General features: G+C 34.0%; 18 protein-coding genes and 1 other annotated feature. Of the genes, 10 read left to right on the top strand and 8 right to left on the bottom strand.

Annotation, left to right across the window (positions count from 1 at the left end):
* Positions 1 to 497: 497 nt before the first annotated feature.
* Together ACFOZ1_RS10395 and ACFOZ1_RS10390 are read left to right on the top strand one after the other, a co-directional pair.
* Positions 498 to 1,331, top strand: coding sequence for a TetR/AcrR family transcriptional regulator (locus ACFOZ1_RS10395; protein ID WP_390199076.1), 834 nt, complete (start codon positions 498 to 500; stop codon positions 1,329 to 1,331).
* Complete coding sequence (locus ACFOZ1_RS10390) at positions 1,331 to 2,812, top strand: MDR family MFS transporter (protein WP_390199075.1); 1,482 nt, start codon at positions 1,331 to 1,333, stop codon at positions 2,810 to 2,812. The genes ACFOZ1_RS10395 and ACFOZ1_RS10390 overlap by 1 nt, the downstream gene beginning before the upstream one ends.
* A gap of 86 nt (positions 2,813 to 2,898) precedes the next feature.
* Here ACFOZ1_RS10390 and ACFOZ1_RS10385 read toward each other — a convergent pair whose 3' ends face one another.
* On the bottom strand, positions 2,899 to 3,525 hold the full coding sequence (locus tag ACFOZ1_RS10385) for a hypothetical protein (RefSeq protein WP_390199074.1): 627 nt from the start codon (positions 3,523 to 3,525) through the stop codon (positions 2,899 to 2,901).
* 240 nt (positions 3,526 to 3,765) lie between these two features.
* Positions 3,766 to 5,190, bottom strand: a complete 1,425-nt coding sequence (locus tag ACFOZ1_RS10380) for an alanine/glycine:cation symporter family protein (protein ID WP_390199072.1) — start codon at positions 5,188 to 5,190, stop codon at positions 3,766 to 3,768.
* Between the two features lie 298 nt (positions 5,191 to 5,488).
* Between ACFOZ1_RS10380 and ACFOZ1_RS10375 the strand changes: the two genes are divergently transcribed.
* From ACFOZ1_RS10375 to cydS, 3 genes are read left to right on the top strand one after another with little or no spacing between them, the layout of a single operon-like run.
* Entirely contained in the window at positions 5,489 to 6,823 is a 1,335-nt protein-coding gene (locus ACFOZ1_RS10375) for a cytochrome ubiquinol oxidase subunit I (protein ID WP_390199071.1), read from the top strand.
* Position 6,824: 1 nt separating this feature from the next.
* Complete coding sequence (locus ACFOZ1_RS10370) at positions 6,825 to 7,841, top strand: cytochrome d ubiquinol oxidase subunit II (protein ID WP_390199069.1); 1,017 nt, start codon at positions 6,825 to 6,827, stop codon at positions 7,839 to 7,841.
* 11 nt (positions 7,842 to 7,852) lie between these two features.
* A complete protein-coding gene (cydS, locus tag ACFOZ1_RS10365; RefSeq protein ID WP_390199068.1) occupies positions 7,853 to 7,945 on the top strand; it encodes a cytochrome bd oxidase small subunit CydS family protein in 93 nt (30 codons plus the stop codon).
* 59 nt (positions 7,946 to 8,004) lie between these two features.
* Here the strand turns inward: cydS and tyrS are convergent, their stop codons facing one another.
* Positions 8,005 to 9,276 carry a tyrosine--tRNA ligase gene (tyrS, locus tag ACFOZ1_RS10360; protein WP_390199066.1) on the bottom strand — a complete coding sequence of 424 codons (1,272 nt, stop codon included), beginning with the start codon at positions 9,274 to 9,276 and terminating at the stop codon, positions 8,005 to 8,007.
* Between the two features lie 49 nt (positions 9,277 to 9,325).
* Positions 9,326 to 9,529, bottom strand: a binding site (T-box leader).
* A 128-nt stretch (positions 9,530 to 9,657) separates the two neighbouring features.
* On the opposite strand from tyrS, the gene ACFOZ1_RS10355 reads away from it, so the two are divergent.
* From ACFOZ1_RS10355 to ACFOZ1_RS10340, 4 genes are all read left to right on the top strand, one after another.
* Positions 9,658 to 12,615 (top strand): transglycosylase domain-containing protein, encoded by a 2,958-nt coding sequence (locus ACFOZ1_RS10355; protein WP_390199064.1) that lies wholly within the window; start codon positions 9,658 to 9,660, stop codon positions 12,613 to 12,615.
* Between the two features lie 114 nt (positions 12,616 to 12,729).
* A complete protein-coding gene (locus ACFOZ1_RS10350) occupies positions 12,730 to 13,353 on the top strand; it encodes a GNAT family N-acetyltransferase (protein WP_390199062.1) in 624 nt (207 codons plus the stop codon).
* A 30-nt stretch (positions 13,354 to 13,383) separates the two neighbouring features.
* Positions 13,384 to 14,037, top strand: coding sequence for a CBS and ACT domain-containing protein (locus ACFOZ1_RS10345; protein ID WP_390199060.1), 654 nt, complete (start codon positions 13,384 to 13,386; stop codon positions 14,035 to 14,037).
* Positions 14,024 to 15,196 carry an acetoin utilization protein AcuC gene (locus ACFOZ1_RS10340; protein ID WP_390199059.1) on the top strand — a complete coding sequence of 391 codons (1,173 nt, stop codon included), beginning with the start codon at positions 14,024 to 14,026 and terminating at the stop codon, positions 15,194 to 15,196. The genes ACFOZ1_RS10345 and ACFOZ1_RS10340 overlap by 14 nt, the downstream gene beginning before the upstream one ends.
* 156 nt (positions 15,197 to 15,352) lie before the next feature.
* Here ACFOZ1_RS10340 and motS read toward each other — a convergent pair whose 3' ends face one another.
* The 4 genes from motS to ACFOZ1_RS10320 form a co-directional block, all read right to left on the bottom strand.
* On the bottom strand, positions 15,353 to 16,147 hold the full coding sequence (gene motS, locus ACFOZ1_RS10335) for a flagellar motor protein MotS (RefSeq protein ID WP_390199058.1): 795 nt from the start codon (positions 16,145 to 16,147) through the stop codon (positions 15,353 to 15,355).
* Positions 16,137 to 16,961 (bottom strand): flagellar motor protein MotP, encoded by an 825-nt coding sequence (motP, locus tag ACFOZ1_RS10330; RefSeq protein WP_390199056.1) that lies wholly within the window; start codon positions 16,959 to 16,961, stop codon positions 16,137 to 16,139. The genes motS and motP overlap by 11 nt, the downstream gene beginning before the upstream one ends.
* A gap of 80 nt (positions 16,962 to 17,041) precedes the next feature.
* The gene (gene ccpA, locus ACFOZ1_RS10325; RefSeq protein WP_390199054.1) at positions 17,042 to 18,037 is read right to left on the bottom strand and encodes a catabolite control protein A; all 996 of its coding nucleotides are present in this window, start codon (positions 18,035 to 18,037) and stop codon (positions 17,042 to 17,044) included.
* Between the two features lie 278 nt (positions 18,038 to 18,315).
* Positions 18,316 to 19,380 (bottom strand): bifunctional 3-deoxy-7-phosphoheptulonate synthase/chorismate mutase, encoded by a 1,065-nt coding sequence (locus ACFOZ1_RS10320; protein ID WP_390199052.1) that lies wholly within the window; start codon positions 19,378 to 19,380, stop codon positions 18,316 to 18,318.
* 159 nt (positions 19,381 to 19,539) lie between these two features.
* Here ACFOZ1_RS10320 and ACFOZ1_RS10315 point away from each other — a divergent pair, with 159 nt between their 5' ends.
* Complete coding sequence (locus ACFOZ1_RS10315) at positions 19,540 to 21,654, top strand: cell division FtsA domain-containing protein (protein WP_390199051.1); 2,115 nt, start codon at positions 19,540 to 19,542, stop codon at positions 21,652 to 21,654.
* A gap of 699 nt (positions 21,655 to 22,353) precedes the next feature.
* On the opposite strand, the gene ACFOZ1_RS10310 is transcribed toward ACFOZ1_RS10315, so the two are convergent.
* Positions 22,354 to 22,803, bottom strand: coding sequence for a YtxH domain-containing protein (locus ACFOZ1_RS10310; RefSeq protein ID WP_390199050.1), 450 nt, complete (start codon positions 22,801 to 22,803; stop codon positions 22,354 to 22,356).
* Positions 22,804 to 22,805 lie beyond the last annotated feature (2 nt).

The raw sequence follows: 22,805 nt of genomic DNA, 5'->3' as shown, positions 1-22,805 counted from the left end.
AGTGTATTCAAATTGAAATAATATTTAAAAAGATCTGTTCTTCACAAACAAGCCACACGTAAAAGAAACTTCTATATTACATAGTTACACTTTACTAGATTAAATACACATAATCTTGAAAAAAATAAACTTTTAAATGTTATATCATTTAATTTTCATCACCACTTTTGTCTACAAAATGATTTTTTTATTAATATAATTCAAATCCCTGCATTATTTTTTATATGCACACCACATTCACATCTAACACAATCTTCAAACTCAGTTTCAATTTCTCCACATAATCGAGGATAAACTATTTTAATATCAACACCTCCAAACCTTGCTACTATTCTCGTCTGTTTATACATCCAAAAAACTCAAAATATTATCCCTTTAAATAACTCCATAATACGAAAATCCTATTGATTGACATTAGTTTATATATCCTATAATATAGCCGAGTGACCAATTAGTCAGAAAACCATACCGATTAGTCAAAATAAGGAGGCTCTTTGTTGTCTAAGAAAACAGAAATCACTCAAATCGCCTTAAATTTATTCGCTGAAAAAGGATTTAATGAAACTTCTATACAAGAAATTGCTGATGGTGCTAATATCTCAAAAGGCGGTTTTTATAACTATTTCAAATCGAAGCAAGCGTTAATGCTCGATTTAATTGATGAATATTACCATAAAATTACACAACGCACAAATGAATTTGATTGGAATGAATCAAATTCCATACATTCACTAGCTAACTATATTGAGTTAGAAGTCGAAGCATGGATGGAAAACCAGTCTTTTTTCTATGTGCTTTTCAGAGAATTCCCACCTAATTCGAATGGTGCAATTACCGATCGTATGGAAAGAATTCATGAAGCAACGATCAATAATCACTACCGTATCTTTTTCCATATATATGGTGAAAAGTTGGAAAAGTATCTATCAGATTTAGTTCTGTTATTAGAAGGTATGATGCGTGAGTATATTATTCAGATTGTTATTCATCGGAAACTGCAAATTTCTCCTGCATCGATTGCTGATTGGGTTAGTCATCATATACACTCTATTATCCAGCATATTGAAGAAAGAGAACCTTTACTTGCTCACAACCATCCAAAAAATAAGACACAACTGATTCAGGATTTGAAGCAAATGATGCACAACATTCAAGACAAATCTGAGCAATCGAAGTATAATGAAGTACTTTTGCTTATAGAGACTGAATGGAATAAAGAGAGTATCAATGTTCCTTTATTAGAGGCATTGTTATATTTTCTAAAACAAAAAAAAGAATTACAAATAATAATATGGCAATTAGAACAATTGCTACAACAGGGGGAAAATTGATGAATCAACAAACGAATTTAGAAAATGTGAAGCGAATACCTATGGTTGCAGTTATGTTAATTGGGGCTTTTGTTGGTCTATTAAATGAAACATTACTTGCAACAGCATTACCTAGTATTATGGATGATTTTGGTATTTTAGAAACACAAGTACAATGGCTAACTACCGCATTCTTACTTACAAATGGGATTATGATTCCTATTTCAGCTTTTCTTATTGAACGTTTTACGACAAGACAATTATTTATTACTGCATTAAGCATATTTGCATTAGGTACATTCATTGCTTCTATATCACATAGCTTTGAATTATTACTTATAGCACGTATAATCCAAGCATCAGGATCTGGGATTATGCTTCCACTAATGATGACCGTTATGTTAGCTATCTTCCCTATCGAAAAGCGTGGTGCAGCAATGGGAATGGCAGGGATTGTTATCTCCTTTGCTCCTGCAATTGGCCCAACATTATCTGGATGGTTGCTTGAATTCACCTCATGGAGAGGACTATTTTATGTCGTATTGCCAATCGTCATCATCGCAATTATTGTTGCATTTATTTATGTTAAAAATGTTACAAATCAAACCTTTCCTAAAATTGATATACTATCCATCTTATTGTCATCATTCGGTTTTGGTGGCTTACTATACGGATTTTCAACGGTTGGAGGACACGGTCCAGGTGAGGCGTCTGGCGGTATAAGTACTACTGGATTAACATTTATTATTAGTGGTGCGATTATTTTAACTCTGTTTATCATTCGTCAACTAAAAATTAAAAAACCAATGCTTGAATTTCGCGTTTTTAAATATCCTGTCTATTCATTATCATTAGTCATCACGATGATTGTATTAATGGCGTTAATTGGTGCTGAGACGATCTTACCACTGTATATGCAAAACACTAGAGATTTCTCTCCATTAGACTCTGGTCTCATGCTACTTCCAGGTGCTATTGTGATGGGGATTATGTCACCAATTACAGGTATGTTGTTTGATAAGTTTGGTGCGAAATGGTTAGCTGCAAGTGGACTTACAATAGTTACAATTACAACATTTCTGTTTACGAACCTTGCACTAGACACAGCATTTAACTACCTTGTGATCATCTATGCCATTCGTATGTTTGGATTATCACTTGTTATGATGCCAGTAATGACTGCTGGATTAAATCAATTACCAATGGAATTGCATTCACACGGTACGGCTATGGCTAATACGATGCAACAAGTATCTGCTTCTATCGGTACAGCTATATTAATTACGTTAATGACAACAACCGCGAGCAATTATCAACCAAATCAATCAGATATTGCAGGCTTATCTGAACAAGAAGCAATGGCACAAGTAGCAGGAGATGCTGCTATTAGTGGGTATCAAACAGTTTTTTGGGTTGCAACGATTCTTTCCATTGTTGGATTAGTATTTTCACTCTTCTTGAAAACCAAAAAAACAACGATTGCTAATGAGAAAGCAGCATAAACGGAGTTTCCTAATCAAAATTGTCACATGTATATAATTACAAAAAACCCTGAAAACTTATCACTACAAGTTTTCAGGGTTTTCACTCATTCTACTTCCATATTTTCTAATTCTTCTAATGCCTCTGGATAGTTTACAGTGCTTAACACTTCTCCATTTTCATTCTCTACATTAATTTCAACATTATAATTGTCTGCTGATTTCCCATCATATAATTGGTACATCATACCACTAACCCCTAATCCTAACACGATAAAACCATCCATACTGTTCTCATAATCGGCTTCATTCACAACAACAGTAAATTCAGAATAGTCCTTGTTTGCCACAACATCTTGAATAGAAACAAAGTCACCACTTGTTTTATATTCTTCTATAGATTGATCTATTTGTGAACCAATTTCACTTAGAAGTTCCTTATGTTTAGCCTTTGACATTTTGTATGTTAAGCTACCATCTTCATTTTCTGTTACTTTTAGTCCTTCTTCTTCCGCTGCAGCAAGGGTATCTTCTGTAGACTCGACCATAGAAGCTGGTATCGTTACTTCTACACTTAATAGATTCTTATCTACTTCTACATTTTGCTCTGAACCATTTGCTGAATCTGTCTCTGTAGATGTATTTTCATCTACTTTCTTTTCATCCGTATCATTTCCACAAGCTGTTAAGACAAACATACAGATTAATGCGACTATTAATATAATTTTCTTCATTCAATATCCTCCTCATAATATACTTGAATATTTTACCACAAGATAGAACTAATTACCATCTAATAAATTTTAATCAAAGCCGACTATAAATAATGAAGTTGTAATTGAAGTGTTATCCACATTTTGCTTAAATCCTTTATCAAATATGACTCCAAAAAAACACCCCAAAAGTTAGAATTAGTTCGTCTAACTTTTAGGATGCACATCAGTTAAAAATCTTATTTATTTAGATAAAATTTACTATTTTTTCTCGTTTTGTGCTCCCCACCATGAAATATTTTTTAATCCTGTAATATTTTTATAGTGGAATATCGGGTCTTTTCCTTCTTTTTTCTGTTTTGTGTAGTCTTGTAATACTTGGATAGATATTTTACTTAATAAAACAATTGCAATTAAGTTGACAATTGCCATTAATGCCATAAATAGATCTGCCATGTTCCATACTAATTGGATTTTAGCCAATGCACCGAACATAACCATTCCTAAAACGAAAATACGATATAAAGTTAACCATTGTTTACTATGATTTAAGAAGCTCACATTTGTTTCGCCATAATAATAATTTCCTACAATCGAGCTAAATGCAAAGAAGAAAATAACAATTGCTAAGAAGATAGATGCCCATTCACCAACATGGTGACTTAATGCTACTTGTGTTAACTGTATACCATCTTCAGAAGCTTGGTAAAAATTATCATATAAAATAACGATAAAAGCAGTTACACTACAGATAACAATCGTATCAAAAAATACCGCTAATGATTGTACAAGTCCTTGTTTAACAGGGTGATTCACACCTGCTGTCGCAGCAGCATTCGGCGCACTACCCATACCAGCTTCATTGGAGAAAAGCCCACGACGTACACCATACATCATCGCTGCACCTGCTCCACCACCAAATACTTCTTCTAAACCAAATGCATTTCTTATAATTAGCATAAACACATCAGGTATTGCAGTAAAATTCGTAATCACAACATATAAACCTACAAGTAAATAAATTAATGACATGATTGGTACAATGACACCTGCAACGTTTGCAATTCGCTTAATTCCTCCGAATATAACAAGTCCAGATAAGACAACTAATGCTATACCTGTCCACATTGGGTCAATATTAAATGCTTGATCTACCGCTTGCGAAATCGTGTTAGATTGTACGGCATTAAATACAAATCCAAATGTGATTGTAATTAATACCGAGAAAAATACACCTAACCATTTCTGTCCAAGCGCCTTCTCCATATAATATGCTGGACCACCACGAAATCCTTCTTTATCTGGTACTTTATATACTTGAGCTAATGAACTTTCAATAAATGCTGTTGCCATACCGATTAATGCAACCACCCACATCCAGAAAATTGCACCAGGTCCACCAATTGCAACAGCTAATGCAACACCTGCTAAATTTCCTGTCCCTACTCTTGAAGCAATAGTGATACTAAAAGCTTGAAAGGCATTTGTTCCACGCTTTCCACTTTGCTCTACCGCCTCTTCACTAATTACTTTAAACATCTCACCAAACAATCTAAATTGTACAAATCGAGATCGAAATGTGAAATATAAACCTACTGCAAGTAATAAATAAATGAGTATGTAATCCCATAGCACCATATTTCCAAAGTCAATGATTTTTCCCAAAAAATCTTCTACACTCTTCATGTTGCCCACTCTCCTTTTGTTCATCGTATACCCGATTTTTCAGCAAAATATCCAAGACACATAAAAAATATTGTAATCGATTTAAGCAAGAATAGCAATTTTATGTATAAAACCATGCGTTTTGCGTATAAAAAAAAGGCTTTAGTTGAAAATAGAAAAGTATTTTTTATCAACTTAAGGTAGGCGACTATATGTATAAAAAACATGAGAAACGATTATTTATATTAATTGTCATTGTTGTTTTTCTTTTAGGATTATCTATATTTAGAAGAATATTTATTTAAATGGAGATGAAACAATGGAACATTATGACTCCGTCTTATTTAGTCGAATGTTAACAGAACTTACCCTTACCTTCCATATCATCTATGCAACAATAGGTGTAGGTGTGCCATTATTAATATTTATGGCGCAATGGCTAGGAATCAAGAAACAAGATGAACATTACATATTATTAGCTAGACGATGGACACGAGGATTTATTATTACAGTAGCAGTTGGCGTTGTAACAGGAACCGCCATTGGACTTCAATTAAATCTACTATGGCCTACATTTATGGAGTTAGCAGGGAACGTGATTGCTCTACCACTATTTATGGAGACATTTGCATTTTTCTTTGAAGCGATTTTTCTTGGGATTTACTTATATACATGGGATCGATTTGAGAATCAACGAAAACATATGCTTTTACTCATTCCTGTTGCAATCGGAGCATCCTTTTCTGCTGTTTTTATCACAATGGTAAATGCATTTATGAACACACCACAAGGATTTGAATTAGAAAATGGTAATCTAATTAATGTCGAACCATTAATTGCAATGTTCAATCCAGCAATGCCTACAAAAGTGGCACATGTGCTAGCGACAGCCTATATGACCTCCGCATTTATTTTAGCATCTATTGCAGCATTTAGAATGATGAAAGGCTCGAATCATATTTATCACAAAAAAGCATTGCTCTTAACAGTAAAAATTGGATTAGTCTTCTCGATTGCAGCGGCAATTATTGGTGATTTCTCTGGAAAATTCTTAGCTGCATATCAACCGGAGAAGTTAGCTGCAATGGAATGGCACTTTCACACGGAAGAAGGTGCACCTCTAGTTCTGTTTGGCATATTAGATGAAGAGAATGATATTCAGTATTCCATCAAATTGCCATATGCCTTAAGTATTTTAGCACACGGAAATCCAAATGCTGAAGTAATTGGGTTAGATCAATACAATGAAGAGGACATCCCTCCTTTATATATTCATTATTTGTTTAATATTATGGTCATTATCGGTATGGGGGTTACATTTATTGGATTAATATATGTAGTTGCTAACTTCCTGAGACGAACCTTTATTCACAATAAGTGGTTCCTTACCTTGCTTGTATTAACTGGACCGTTGTGTATCATCGCAATTGAAGCTGGTTGGTGGTTAGCTGAAGTTGGTAGACAACCATGGATATTACGAGGAATACTCCGAACGAAAGATGCTGCAACAACAAGTAACCATGTTGATGTGATGTTATATTTATTCATCGCTTTATATATCGTATTAGGAATTGCAAGTATGATTGTACTAATAAGAATGTTCAAAAGAAATCCAGTAGAAAAAGAACTTCAAGATGTTAAAGGTGGTGGATGATATGTCTCATGAGCTAATTGGTATTTCGGTATTGTGGTGTTTCTTATTTGGATATATCATTGTTGCATCCATCGATTTCGGTGCAGGCTTCTTTCAAGCGTATAGTGTGCTTGTAAAGAAAGAACATATTATTAGCAATATCATTAAACGCTATTTATCTCCAGTTTGGGAAGTAACGAATGTATTTTTAGTATTCTTCTTTGTTGGCATTGTTGGTTTCTTCCCTAGTACTGCATATTATTATGGTACCATTTTACTCGTGCCTGCAAGTATTGCAATTATTTTGCTTGCTATAAGAGGTTCTTATTATGCTTTTACAACTTACGGGTCACTAAAAAGTAATATGTGGACATACTTATATGGCTTCTCTGGGTTATTCATCCCAGCTTCCTTATCTATTGTACTTACAATATCAGAGGGTGGATTTGTTCTTCAAACCAATTCTTCTATAGAGTTAGATTATTTAAACTTATTTCTAAGTCCATTAACATGGAGTATTGTTATTTTAAGCTTAACAAGTGTCCTTTATATTTCTGCAGTATTCCTAACATGGTATGCATCTAAAGCGAAAGATGAAGAAGCAACAGAATTAATGAGAAAATATGCGCTTATCTGGGCAATTCCTGCAATTCTAACAGCAGCAGGAATTATCGTGGAATTACGTCTTCACAATATTCATCATTACGAGCGAATGATAGATTTATGGTGGATGTTTGCTATTTCATTCTTGCTATTTCTTCTAACGATACGTTTATTATGGCTTAGAAGAAGTTACGGGCTTGCATTTATTGTACTTACATTACAATTTTTCATTGCCTTTTTTGCATATGGAGTTTCTCATTATCCATATTTATTGTATCCTTACTTGACTATAACAGAAGGATTTACAAGTGATGCAATGGCAACAGCATTAATTATTGCATTTATTGCTGGATTCTGTTTACTCATTCCATCTTTATTTCTACTATTCAAATTGTTCTTATTTAACAAAGCGTACCTTGAAGGCAAAACAAAATAGGAGGCACCAATATGGATCAGTTCGTTTATTTCTACGCACCATTTCTCATTGTAATTCTTGGTTTGATCGTTAGCTTTTGGTGGATACAAAAAGGGGATTATTAAGAATAAAAGCGAAATGTACTCTCACAATGTGAGAGTACATTTCGCTTTTTTACATGTGTTTAGTAACGAATTAAGAAATATTTCTTCTTCCCTCTACGAATAATCGTGAATGTATTATCTATACGATCTGCATCTGTTAATTGATATGCAACATCTTGATTTCTATCACCATTGATATAGACTGCTCCATTAGCAATATCTTCTCTCGCTTGGCGTTTCGATTTTGCAATACCTGCAGTCACTAATAAGTCAACTAATGCTATTTCTTTATCTTCTATTGTAGTTGATGGCACATCTTTAAAGCCCTGCTCAATTTCTGCCGCATTTAAATTTTTTACATCACCACTAAATAACGCTTCCGTAATTCGTTGTGCTTGAACTAATGCTTCTTTACCGTGTACTAATGTCGTCATTTCCTCTGCTAATCGACGATGTGGCACACGTTTTTCTGGTGCTTCTTCTAATTCTTTTTCGAGTGCATCAATCTCTTGTAAATCAAGGAATGTAAAGTACTTCAAGAATCTAATTACATCACGATCATCTGTATTAATCCAGAATTGATAAAATTCATATGGTGTTGTCTTTTCTGGATCTAGCCATACAGCGCCACCAGCTGTTTTACCGAATTTTGTTCCATCACTCTTCGTAATTAGCGGGACAGTTAACCCAAATACTTTAGCGTCTTCTTCGCCCTTTTCTGCTTTCGTTCTTCGAATAAGTTCCATTCCTGCAGTAATATTACCCCATTGGTCACTACCACCAATTTGTAATGTACAATTTTCTTTTTCGTATAAATTCATAAAATCAAATGATTGAAGAATCATGTACGTAAACTCAGTAAATGAAATACCATTCTCTAAACGAGATTCAACGGAATCTTTGCCTAACATATAATTAATTCCAAAATGTTTTCCAATATCACGTAAAAATTCTATGACAGTAAGTGATGATAACCATTCATAATTATTACGAGCAACCGCACCACTCTCTGATGCATCAAAATGAAGAATGCTCGCAAGTTGTTCTTTAATACTGTCACTATATCCTTTTACAATATCTACACTATTTAATTGTCTCTCTGTCGAACGGCCACTTGGATCACCAATTAATCCAGTTCCCCCACCGATTAAAGCGATAGGACGATGGCCACTTTCTTGAAATCTTTTTAACATTAACACAGGCAATAAATGACCAATGTGTAAACTATCTGCTGTTGGATCAAATCCACAGTATAATGTTACTGTATTCTCACTTAAATGTTTTCGTAACCCATCTTCATCTGTTGCTTGATTCAATAATCCTCTTGCTTTTAAATCATCTAAAATATGCATCCAACGCAACTCCTTTTAAATTTTTTAACACAAAAAACTCCTCCCATAAAAAAGGGACGAGTCTGTCTCGCGGTACCACCCTTGTTGCAAAATAAATTGCCACTCAAGTAAATAACGATGCACCTACACCGTCTTCCATTCTAGAAGAAAACTCCCGATCGTAATTCAATCAATGATTATGACTAGCTTACACCAACCGCTAGCTCTCTATACAGTGAATCATATCCTTACTTCAATCGTTCTACGTTTGTTAAATATAAAGTTATTAATACATTATTAACATAATTCAAATTATTATGCAATAAAAATTTTTAAGAACATAATGGAATGTTTGACTGTTGTGATATAATATTGATTGGGGAAATGGAGGGTTTTAATATAATGAAAATTGTAGATTTCTTACGTAATTGTTGGCAATCTATTCGAACAAGATGGAAGAAGAAAACAATTCAAAAATCAGCTAGAATTAGCTATCATATTATTTGGAATATCACGTTAGTATTTTTAAGTATCTTCATTATTGGTGGTTTTTTTGCAGGTGGACTTGGTGCAGGCTATTTTGCTTCCCTTGTAGCTGACGAAAAAATTCAAACAAAAGAAGAGATGACGAAAGCAATATACAACTATGAAGAAACATCTGAACTCTATTTTGCTGATAATCAATTCTTAGCAGAAGTAAGAACAGATTTATTAAGAGATGAGACGACGCTAGACAAAGTAAGTAAGGATCTACAGAATGCTGTTATTGCAACAGAAGATGAATATTTTAATACACATAATGGCATTGTGCCAAAAGCAATCTTAAGAGCTGTATTTCAAGAAGTAACGAACTCTGCCGTAAAAACTGGTGGTAGTACATTAACCCAACAAATTATTAAGAATCAAATATTAACAAATGAAGTGTCTTTTGAACGTAAAGCAAAAGAAATACTGTTGGCAATGAGACTTGAACAATTCTTCAAGAAAGATGAAATACTAGAAGCATATTTAAATATTGTGCCATTTGGACGTAATGCATCTGGTCAAAATATAGCTGGTGTAGAAACAGCTGCACAAGGTATTTTTGGCGTTTCTGCAAATGAGTTAAATCTAGCACAATCCGCCTTTATTGCAGGTTTACCTCAAAGTCCATCCTATTATACACCATTCCTTAACAGTGGTGGTATCAAAGAAAAAGAAGGATTGGAACCAGGGTTAAATCGTATGAAAACAGTACTATCTAGAATGCATGAAGCTGGTTATATAGACAAGGAACAATATGATCAAGCATTTAATTACGATATTGTCGCTGATTTCAAACAAAACGACGATTCAGATAATCAAGCGTATCCTTATTTAGTAACTGAAATTCAACAGCGTGCAGAAGATATTTTGATGGAAGTATTGGCTAAGAATGACGGATACACATTGGAAGAACTTGAAGACAGTCCAGTGTTATTAGAGGAATATCACATAAAAGCAGAACGTGAATTATCTAGTGCTGGATTAAGAATTCATTCAACAATTGACAAACCGATTTATACTGTTTTTCAAAAAGTAGCAAAAGAATACAATAATTATGGTGAAGATAAAATCGCAAGAAATGAGCGTACAAATACACCAATTATGGTTACAGATCCTGAAACAGGTGAAGAAAAACCATTAGGGTATCAACCAGTGCAAGTTGGAAGTGTACTTATCGAGAATAGTACTGGTAAAATCTTAAGTTTTGTTGGAGGTAGAGACTTTTCTATTTCTCAAAAAAACCACGCAACCAATTCGAGAAGACCGAATGGTAGTACTATGAAACCTCTTGCTGCATATGCACCAGCAATGGAATTAGGTGTCGTACAACCTGGTTCTATTATTGCAGATGTAGATACACCAATTAGAGGGTATACAAGTACAAAACCTAGTAACTATGTACCAAATAGATATTATGGTTTAGTTTCTGTACGTGAAGCATTGTATCGTTCCCATAACATATCTGCATTGCAAGTGTACTCTAAAATAATTGATCAAAATCCAGTTAAGTTATTTTTAGAGAAAATGGGATTTGAAGCACTATCACATGAAGCCGGTTCAAGTGATTATGAGAATATGTCTCTCACACTTGGTAGTACATTAAATGGTGTGACAGTTGAAGAAAATACAAATGCATACGCAACATTTGCAAATGGTGGTACATTTGTTGATGCATATATGATTGAGAAAATCGAAACAAAAGATGGTGAAGTACTTTATCAACATGAAGTGAAGAAACAAGAAGTATTTAGTCCTCAAACAAGTTACCTAACCATTGATATGATGCGTGATGTGTTAACACAAGCTGGTGGGACTGGTACTGCCGCGCGCGCATCCCTTAATAATAAAGGTGTTGATTGGGCAGGTAAAACAGGTACATCGAATGATTACCGAGACTCATGGTTTGTTGCATCCAATCCAAATGTCACATTAGGTAGTTGGATGGGATATGATTATAATCAAAAATTATCAACAGGACATGGTGCAATCAATAACATCTTCTGGGCACAATTAGTAAATGCTGCAACTGAAGTGAAACCAGAAATTATGGCACCATCCCAAGCATTTGAACGTCCTGGTGGTATTGTATCTAGAAGTTATTGTGCAACTTCTGGATTAATTCCATCTAAAGAATGTTCTGATTTAGGGCTTGTGCGTTCAGATATTTATAATGCGAACTTTGTACCAACTAAAGAAGATAATAGCTTAATTAAGAAATCTTACGTCATGATTGGGGATAATGCCGTTCAAGCTGGGGACAAAACACCTTCAGAATTTACTGAGGGTGACGGATATATTTTCAATCCTGATTGGTTAAAAGAAATGGGTTATGATAAGTTATCGAATATCAAACAATTAATTCCATTCCATGGTTCAGGTGCATGGTCAAAAATTCAATTCCCAGATATGACTACTTCCTTCAAGAATGTAGGAGGTAGTCCTGAACCACCAAAAAGTCTAAAAGCAACAGATCAAAAATTAAGTTGGAGTAAATCATCAAGTTCAGATGTTGTCGGTTATCGAATTTATCGTTCGAATAATCCAGATAGCGACAATTTCCAACGTATCGGAAACACAATGGAGACAAGCTTCACAGTTCCAAATCAAAATGCTGTCTACATTGTCAAAGCTGTCGATTACGAAGGAAATGAATCATCTAATTCCAACAAAGTAATTGTAGGAGATTTCGAGAAAGAAAAAGAAGAAGAGAAAAAGAAACAAGAAGAAGAAAAGAAGAAAGAAGAAAAGAAGAAAGAAGAAACAAAACCGAAACCTACTGAGCAAGAAAAACCGAAGCCAGACCCTAAGCCGGAGGAATCAAATACAGAAGAATAAAATAGACTCTACTCAAAGGAAGAACTTATCACAACTAAGTTCTTCCTTTTTATTATTCGAAAATATATAGTATACTAGTTATATAAAACGTTTTCATAAGAGGTGATATAAGGATTGATTCATACAAAAAATGAACAAATGAAAACAATAAAACTAGAAACGGAAACAATTATTGTCAAAGGACCTGTGTCATCATCTACCTTATCTGAATTGACAATGCACTTTGACTTATGTGCTTTTCGCCCACCAAACCAACAATTAGAAGCACTAAAAGAAATTGCAGAGTTAGAAGAAGGTAGAATTTTTATTGTCGAGAGAAACAATACGATTATCGGTTATGTTACCTTTTTACATCCAGATCCAATTGAACGATGGTCACTATATAAGAAAGAGAATTTATTAGAGCTTGGTGCAATTGAAGTAGCAAATGAATATAGAGGATTACATTTAGGCTCTACTTTAATTGAATTAGCTATGATTGATCCGTTTATGGAGAATTATATTATTATTTCAACTGAATATTACTGGCACTGGGATCTTACCCAAACGAAATTAAGTGTGTGGGACTACCGCAAAATTATGGAAAAAATGATGAATGCAGGTGGATTAAGACCAATGCCTACTAATGATCCAGAAATTATGGCGCACCCTGCAAATTGTTTAATGGTGCGTATCGGTGAGAATGTTTCAGATTCTGATAGACAAAGATTTGATAAAATACGCTTCATGAATATGTGACGATTGTTTTTATGAGAGGAGTGAATGATGATGCTTGTGAGAGACGTAATGAAACAACCTGTCATTACAATGAAAAAAGAAGATACTATCCAAAATGCAATACACCTATTAAAAAAGCATCATATTAGACACATACCAATTATCAATGAGGAAGATAATGTAATTGGTATTGTATCAGACAGAGATATTCGCGACGTGAGCCCATCTACATTAGAGCAATCGACTCAAGCCAATATATTCTCTGAACCTATTTCAAAAATAATGACTTCTCCTGTCATTACAATACATCCAAATGAGTCCTTTGACGAGGTTGCTTCTATTTTTTATGACAAGGAATTTGCTTGTGTTCCGGTTGTAGCAAATCAAAAACTTGTTGGAATGGTAACAGAAAAAGATATGCTATATACGTTTATACAATTTACAGGAACATCTCAACCTAGTACGCAAATCGTAGTAAAGGTTCCCGATCAAGTTGGTGTATTGACAGAAATAAGTAACATATTTACACAAAGAAACATCAAAATTGTGTCTGTCTACACATATCCTTTACCAGCAACAGCAGGATATAAACAACTTATATTTCGTATACAAACAATGAATCCAATACCTGTAATCAATGATCTAAAGCAATCAAATTATGAACTGATAGATCCAATAAGGGAGGATTCTAATGAGTTCATGTAATGCAAAATTCATTTATTCTAGCAACTTTACAGACTATACATTCCATGAAAATCATCCATTTAATCAACATAGAATCGAATTAACAAAAAGTTTGTTGGAATGTCATCATACACTCTCAGACTCAGATATTGTTATGCCAGTACCCATTGATGAATCCTTGTTGCGATTGATTCATACAGAAGACTACATTCAAGCAGTCAAGAAAGCAAGCAACGACCCATCGATAAAGCTACCATCAAACTATGGTATTGGTAGTGCAGATACACCTGCCTTTAAAGGAATGTTTGATGCTGCAATGTTGTTAGTTTCAGGAACAATTACTGCATGTGATTTACTTATCCAAAATGAAACAGACCATGTAGTGAATCTTGGTGGTGGTCTTCATCATGGATTTCCAGATCATGCTGCAGGATTTTGTATTTTTAATGATATTGCGATAGCTATCCAATATATCCTCAACAATACAGATTGGAAAGTATTATATATAGATACAGATGCACATCATGGTGATGGTGTTCAACATTGCTTTTACGATGACCCGAGAGTCTGCACAGTGTCTTTTCATGAAACAGGAAGATATTTATATCCCGGTACAGGTAAAACAAGTGAGCGAGGTATTAAAGAAGGATTTGGATACTCTTTTAATTTTCCATTGGATGCATTTACGGAAGATGAATCTTATTTACATGTTTTTAACCGTGCAATAGATGATATTTGCGCATATTATCAACCAGATATCATTATTAGTCAACATGGAGCAGATGCGCATTATTTAGACCCATTAACACACTTACACTGTACTATGGATATTTTCAATAAAATTCCAAGTAAAATTCATCAATTAGCACATGAATATTGTAATGGCAAATGGCTTGCACTAGGTGGGGGCGGATACGATATTTGGCAAGTAGTACCTCGTGCATGGGGACAGTTATGGAAGATTATGATAAGGAATCAAGCTTTTACAGGTCTCATTAATAAAGAGTGGCTTTCTTATTGGCAAGATAATCAAAGGATTCCATTACCACTAACATGGGAAGACTCTTTGGATGAGTATACGCCTATCAAAAGAAAACCAATCATTACAGATTACAACAATCAAATATTAACACAAGTATTGAAGTTTGTAGAAAATGCTAGTAGTAATCAAGTAAAATAACAGAATGGGTTGGGTAATTATGAAATGATTTGTATGCATAAAAAAAACCAAAAAAGTTAGATTATCACTCTAACTTTTTTGGGTCGGTACTGAATCGTTTGGATTTTTGTAATGAAAAGCTTTCGTTTGTGGCAACCTCTATATTCTTCTCACAAATTATGAATTGCTTTGTTCTAAAATAATAATCTCTACTCGACGATTTTTACTCCAATTTTCTGGAGAATCATTTGGTACAATTGGTCTTGTATCCCCAAAACCAGCAGCAATAAATCGTGATGTATCAAATGAATTCGTTTCAAGAATATATCGAATCACACTACTTGCTCTCGCGCCAGATAGTTCCCAATTGGAAGGAAACCTGAAATTAGATATTGGACGATTATCTGTATGTCCTTCTACTCTTACCATATTCGGAACATTTGATAATAATGTACTAACTTTATCTAGAAATGGCTTGGCCGGTTCTAATACTTCTGCTTCAGCTGATTCAAATAAGGCGTTTTCTTGTAAGACAAGAACGACACCTTCATCTGTTCTTGTAGCTGTAATTACATCATTCAAATTATTCTTATTTAAAAAGGATTCGACTTCTTGTAGTAGTTCATCAAGTGTTTCTTTATCTTCTCGCTCTATATCATTATTGTTTACAACAGGTGGTGTTTCCGCATTGTCTTGATTTGGTGTCGGAGTATCTTCTTTGACAGGCTCTTTTACTTCTAAATTGTTGTCTTCTTTTATCGTTTGTTCTTCCATCATTGCAGGCATCGAGTCAAAAATGCTACTACTTCTTAATGCAATAGCAACCTTTTCAAACTTTTCTGCATCAATTTGAGACATTGTAAAAAGCAAAATGAAAAAAACAAGGATTAGTGTCACCATATCAGAGTATGTTGTCATCCATTTAGGAGCACCTTTTGATTCAGGACGCTTCTTCATTTGTTTACGCCTCATTAAAAGATTCCTCCGTAAACTCTTCTTGCTCTTCTGTTGAGTCTAATTGTTTTACTTTATCTGATTGGAATGCACTTAGTTTTTCTTTTAGAATTCTCGGATTTTGTCCTGACTGTACTCCAATGACACCTTCAATAATCACTTGTTTGACAAATATCTCTTCATTTGTTTTTGCTTCTAATTTACCTGCCATAGGTAAGAATACAAGATTTGCTAATACAGATCCATAAAATGTGGTAATCAAGGCAACTGCCATACTCGGGCCTAATGTTTCAGGCTCTTGAAGGTTTCGTAGCATCAAGATTAGTCCGATTAGTGTACCAATCATCCCCCATGCTGGTGCATACTCTCCAGCTTTCTCCAAAATCTGTCGTCCACGATAATGTCTCTCTTCCATTGCTTCTATTTCAGCATTCATAATATCATGAATCACTTCAGGTTCAATACCATCAATTGCTAGAAGAATCCCTTTCTTAATATAAGGATCGTCTACATTCTCTAATTCATTCTCTAATGCAAGTAATCCTTCTCTTCTAGCTCTCTCTGATAATTTCTCAAATAATGCGATTAAATCAGACAAATCATTGTCATTTCGCTTGAATGCTTCTTTAAACACATCTTTTAATGATTTCATTTGTTGCATATTGAAATTTACAAGTAATGCTGCAATAAGTCCACCGATAACGATAAAAATGGAGGACACATGGAGGAAGCTAACAAATCCGCTCATACCACCACTTGAAACAATTCCGAACATAATCATGATAAATCCGACAGTAATGCCAATCGGAGTAAAAATATCTCTCTTTTTCATCTGTATTCTCTCCCTAATGTTTGAAACAATTCAAAGTATACTAGGTAATGAAACCTACAGTATGAATATCGGCATTATTTTTATTTTGTTGAGTTTCTTTTCACAATTTGGTGTGGTAAAACCACATTTTTTTCTTCTACCGTTTCTTTATTCATAAATTTAGTAAGTAGACGCATAGCAACTGCACCAATATCATACATTGGTTGTACAACAGTAGTTAAAGTCGGGCGAACCATTGTTGCTAAACGTGTATTATCAAATCCAAATACTTCTACATCTTCTGGGACATTCATTCCCTTATCTTGTAATCCATGAATAATACCTAGAGCGATTTCATCTGTTGCAGCAAAAATTGCTTTTGGATAATCTTCCATTTCAACAATTTTACTTGCAGCATCAAGTCCAGCCTCATAACTAAAGTCTACTTCGATTTTATAATTTTCATTAAAAGTAACATTAGATTCTTCCAATGCTTTTTTATAGCCATTTAATTTGCGTTCATATACAACAGAATCCTCTACACCTGTAACATAGATTGGATGTTCTGTTCCATTTTCGATTAAGTATTTTGTCGCTTCATATGCTGCTTGTTCATAATCTATGTTCACAGAAGGGATCGTGTCAGAGCCGTCAATAGTTGCCGCAAGCGCAACAGGTACTGGAGATGTCTTTAATTGTTGTACATGCTCCTCAGAAATAGTTGCACCCATATAAATAAGGCCATCCACTTGTTTCTCAAACATTGTATTAATAAGGCGTAATTCTTTTTCTTTATTTTGATCTGAATTACTTAAAATAATATTGTACTTGTACATTGTTGCAATATCATCAATACCTCTTGCTAACTCTGAAAAGAAAATACTTGAGATATCTGGAATAATTACACCAACTGTAGTTGTTTTTTTACTAGCTAAACCACGAGCAACTGCATTTGGGCGATACCCTAAACGCTCGATCGTCGCTAAAACTTTCTTTCTTGTTGCTGGTTTTACATTTGGATTACCATTCACTACACGTGATACTGTTGCCATTGATACATTCGCTTCTCTTGCCACGTCATAAATTGTTATATTCATTATCGTTACCTCCATCTATTTATGCTACTATATGTTTTTCATATATTTTATAATACGATAGTTTTTATGACTTTTCGTATAATCAATATGTATATCATTACTATTATAACAAATATAGTGAAAATTTTTACATGGAAAACATCAATTTTCATAAATATTTTCAAAGAAATGTGAAAAAATCACAAAAACACGCTATTATCTTCTATATTATTGAAAATATGGTGTCAATACAACAAAATAAAAACACAAGCGCATCATAATCGCTTGTGTTTTTATTATTACTTGTTTAATAATTCTTTCATGAAGTTATGGAATGTTGGTATATCCATTTGTTGTTGAGAATCAGATAAAGCAACAGCTGGATCAGGGTGTACTTCTGCCATTACACCATCTGCTCCAATCGCAAGTGCTGCTTTTGCTGCAGGTAATAATAAATCTCTTCTTCCTGTAGAATGCGTTACATCAACCATTACAGGCAAGTGTGTTTCTTGTTTCAAAATAGGTACTGCTGTAATGTCTAATGTGTTTCTTGTAGCTGTTTCGTATGTACGAATACCACGTTCACATAGAATAATTTGACCATTACCTTTTGAATTAATATATTCTGCTGCATTGATAAAATCAGCAATAGTTGCAGACATTCCACGTTTTAATAATACTGGTTTATTTGTTTCACCAGCTGCTTTTAATAATTCGAAGTTCTGCATATTTCTTGCACCAATTTGAATTACATCAATATAATTAATAGCCTCTTCAATATGAGCTGGATTAACAATTTCACTCACAACAGCTAAACCGTACTCTTCAGATACTTTCTTTAAGATCTCTAATCCTTCAAATCCTAACCCTTGGAAATCGTATGGAGATGTTCTAGGTTTAAATGCTCCACCACGAATTAATTTTAAGCCTTCTTTTTTAATTGCAGCTGCAACTTCTGCTACTTGCTCATATGTTTCAACAGCACATGGTCCAAAAATAAAATGTTGGTTCCCATCACCGAATTTATCGCCATTTATATCAATCACAGTATCTTCTGCTTTTTTCTTACGTGATACTAATAAGGCTTTACTGTGATCATCTTCTTGAAGTTCTAGTCCTGCTTTAAAAATCTCTTTGAATAAGTGAACAATCGTCGAATTTTCGAAAGGCCCATTATTGTTTTTTGTGATAAGATTTAACATATCACGTTCACGAACAGGATCATAGCTACGATTTGCACCTTGTTTTTCTTTTGCTTGACCAGTTTGTTGTACTAGTTCCGCTCTTTTGTTAATTAATTCTAAAATCTCTAAGTTTATCTGGTCTAGCTTTTCACGAAGCTGATCCAATTGTTCATTACTCATTATAAAATCCCCCTACTCCTATTTTAAATTACTAAAAAAGTGTTATACTTTCTATATATTTAGGGATTATTATAGCTAAAATTTATCGTCTTGTCACCATTTAGTTATAATATTTTATAGAAAATTTAAAATATTCATACAAAAGAAAGGAAAACAACCATGTCTGATAGAATGTTTGCACTTGATATTGGGACAAGATCTGTTGTGGGTCTGTTAATAGAAAAAATAGATGAAACTTATAGACTGATTGATTATTATGTTGTAGAACATGATGAACGATCCATGTTAGATGGACAAATACATGATATCGTTGCAGTATCGAATGTCATACAACGAGTGAAATACCATTTAGAACAAAAACATCACATTACTTTAGATAGCGTCTGTGTTGCAGCAGCGGGACGTGCATTAAAAACAAAACGAGTGAAGACAACTAAAAACATAGAAAAACAACCACTAATGAACGAAGAAGATATTCTATTTCTAGAATTGGAAGCAGTTCAAAAAGCACAATATGATTTAGCAAATGAAGAAAAAGATAGTAGTAGTCATTATTATTGTGTTGGTTATTCTGTACTTAATTATGTTTTAGATGATGAAATTATTGGTTCATTAATTGATCAACAAGGTACATATGCAACTGTCGAGATTATTGCTACGTTTCTTCCAAAAGTAGTTGTTGAATCATTACTTTCTGCTTTAACGAGAGCGGATTTGAAATTAGAAGCACTCACATTAGAACCAATTGCTGCAATACAAGTATTAATACCCCCTTCTATGCGTCGTTTAAATGTAGCACTAGTGGATATTGGAGCGGGTACGAGTGATATTGCTCTTACTTCAGAAGGAACCGTCACAGCATATGGTATGGTGCCTAAAGCAGGTGATGAGATAACAGAGGCTATTAGTGATCATTATTTACTTGATTTTAATCAAGCAGAGCAATTTAAAAAAGATATTACGACAAATAATGTTGCGATGATTGAAGATATTCTTGGTTTTGAACAAGAAGTAACATATAGAGAATTAGTAGATATTGTTTTACCTTCTGTAGACGAGTTAGCACAAGCAATTGCAGATCAACTTATAACTCTGAATGGAAAGCCACCAAAAGCTGTCATGTTAGTTGGTGGTGGTAGCCAAACGCCTGAACTTTCCAAGCGTCTCGCACATAAATTGAAGTTACCAGAAAATAGAGTAGCTATTCGTGGAGTAGATGCCATTCAACTTTTAGAAAAAAATGAACAGTTACCAATCGGACCTGAATTCATTACACCTATAGGTATTGCGATTGCTGCCAAACAAAATCCTGTACATTATATAAGTGTAACAGTAAACGAACGAATGATCCGTCTTTTTGAAATGAAACAATTAACAATGGCAGATGTTTTACTAGCTGCAGGGTTGAATATCCAAAAATTATATGGAAAACCTGGTATTGCTTATATTATTCAATATAATGGAAAACAATTAACACTACCTGGAAGTTTTGGAACAGCTCCAGAAATATTTATTAATGGTCAAAAAGCATCTGTTGATACAATGATTCAAAACGGAGATACTATCCAAATTAATAAAGGAACAGATGGTTTAAGTCCTGAAATGTCTATAGAAGATTTAGTTGGAGAATGTGATCCATTTGCTATTTTCCTTAATGAAGAACGTAAAGAAATACATCCTACAATTCTAGTAAATAATAAAAAACAAACAGCAAATTATATCATTCAAGATGGAGACAATGTTGAATTTCGACACACCAAAAAATGGGGTGATTTAGAGGAAATTAAAAATAAACACCATCCATTTGTTCTATGGATTGATGATCAAAAGTTAGAAATGAATCAGTATACACATCAACTACTTGTAAATGGCAAAGAAATAAATATGAATGATTATGTCAGAAATGGAGACAAATGTACCATTCAAGTATTGCAACAACCCATACTTGAAGATATAAAATCATATTTCCCCTATCAATGGGAGAAATCAATCGATATTGTTTACAACAATAAACCACTTAAATTATCTAATCAATTAATAGAAGTGACACGAAATGGAGAAGCATTAAAGTGGTCAGATGAACTTTTTCAATACGATAAATTACAATTGAAAAAATTAAGAGATGAACCTTTCATTTTCCAAGATATATTCCGTTTTATTTCATTAGATTTGTCTAATACAAAAGGAAAAATCGTTACTTTAAAAAACAAAGAACCCGTTTCCTTTTTCGAACAACTAAAACCAAACGACCACATAGAAATTTATTTTGATTAAAAAAATCAAAAGCGTAAGTGCCCGTTTAGAAACGTAGCGACTGGAGTGCATCAACAGAAATAAAGGAATCACGGTGAGCTTGCGAATCGATGATGACTTATACTCACCAGTACAAGTGCGACTATACCTCATGTATCCTCATGAGGTAAGTCTTCTATGTTGATCGTTGCTTCGCGAAGTCGCCTAGTTTCTGGGCACTGGAGCTAGACGAATCAAAAGCGCAAGTGCCCGGTAAGAATAATTAGACATCGCTTAAATGATGAATTGTGAAATGAATTGTGTGCGTATAACCCGCTCCGGCTTGCCCACTTCCCTTTCCATGGGCTTTTTCCTCCAACTAACTTTCCCAAGCGCAGACCGCTTGGAAAAGTTGATTTTCAGGAAAAAGAATCCCATAGGAGTGGGAGCGTGCGCCTTCGCTTTATGAAGTTCTACAATGCTTGCAAGTGCTAGCATTTTGGATTGTTACAGATAGGCGCTTATTAGTTGATCGTGGTCGATATGAAGTAAAGCAAATATTTTTATTATTACTATAATTGTAGCGTATAAAAAAGCTCCAAATAACCAAATAGAGTGATATCTCAGTTTTCTTCTAATATGCACAAAATCCAAACGATTCGGTAAATAGCTTTCGAATCGTTTGGATTTTTTTAGGTTAAAAAATACTTTTATCACAATCTCTTTTTTATTCTTCACATATTAAATATTAGTTACATTGTCGTCATCTGTTTCATCAAAGGCTTTTGCTGCATCATCGATTGCTTTTGCAACTTCTTCAGCTGCTTGTTCTGGATCTTGTTCTCCTTTGATTTTATCTTGAATAGTCGAAGTTGTTTCTTTTAATTTATTAGAAATTTGAGATGACTTTTCTTGAACCGTTTGTCCTAATTGAGTGGATTGTTCTTTTGCATAGTCTTTCCATTCAGAACCTTTCACATACGCTACATCTTTCCATTCAGATGCACGGTCCTTCACATATCCTGCACCTTGGTTAATATCGCCACGAAGCTCCTTACCTGATTTAGGTGCGAATATTAAAGCTAAAGATGCGCCTACAATTCCACCAATTAGTGAACCAATTAAAAAGTCTTTGCTATTAATATTTTGGTTATCGTCATTTGTGTGTGTAGTGTTTGTTTGATTTGTCATTT

Source organism: Gracilibacillus marinus, assembly GCF_042651725.1.
Taxonomy (GTDB): Bacteria; Bacillota; Bacilli; order Bacillales; family Amphibacillaceae; genus Gracilibacillus; species Gracilibacillus marinus.
Note: the sequence above shows the minus strand (reverse complement) of the source record. Positions and strands in the feature narration are given on the sequence as shown.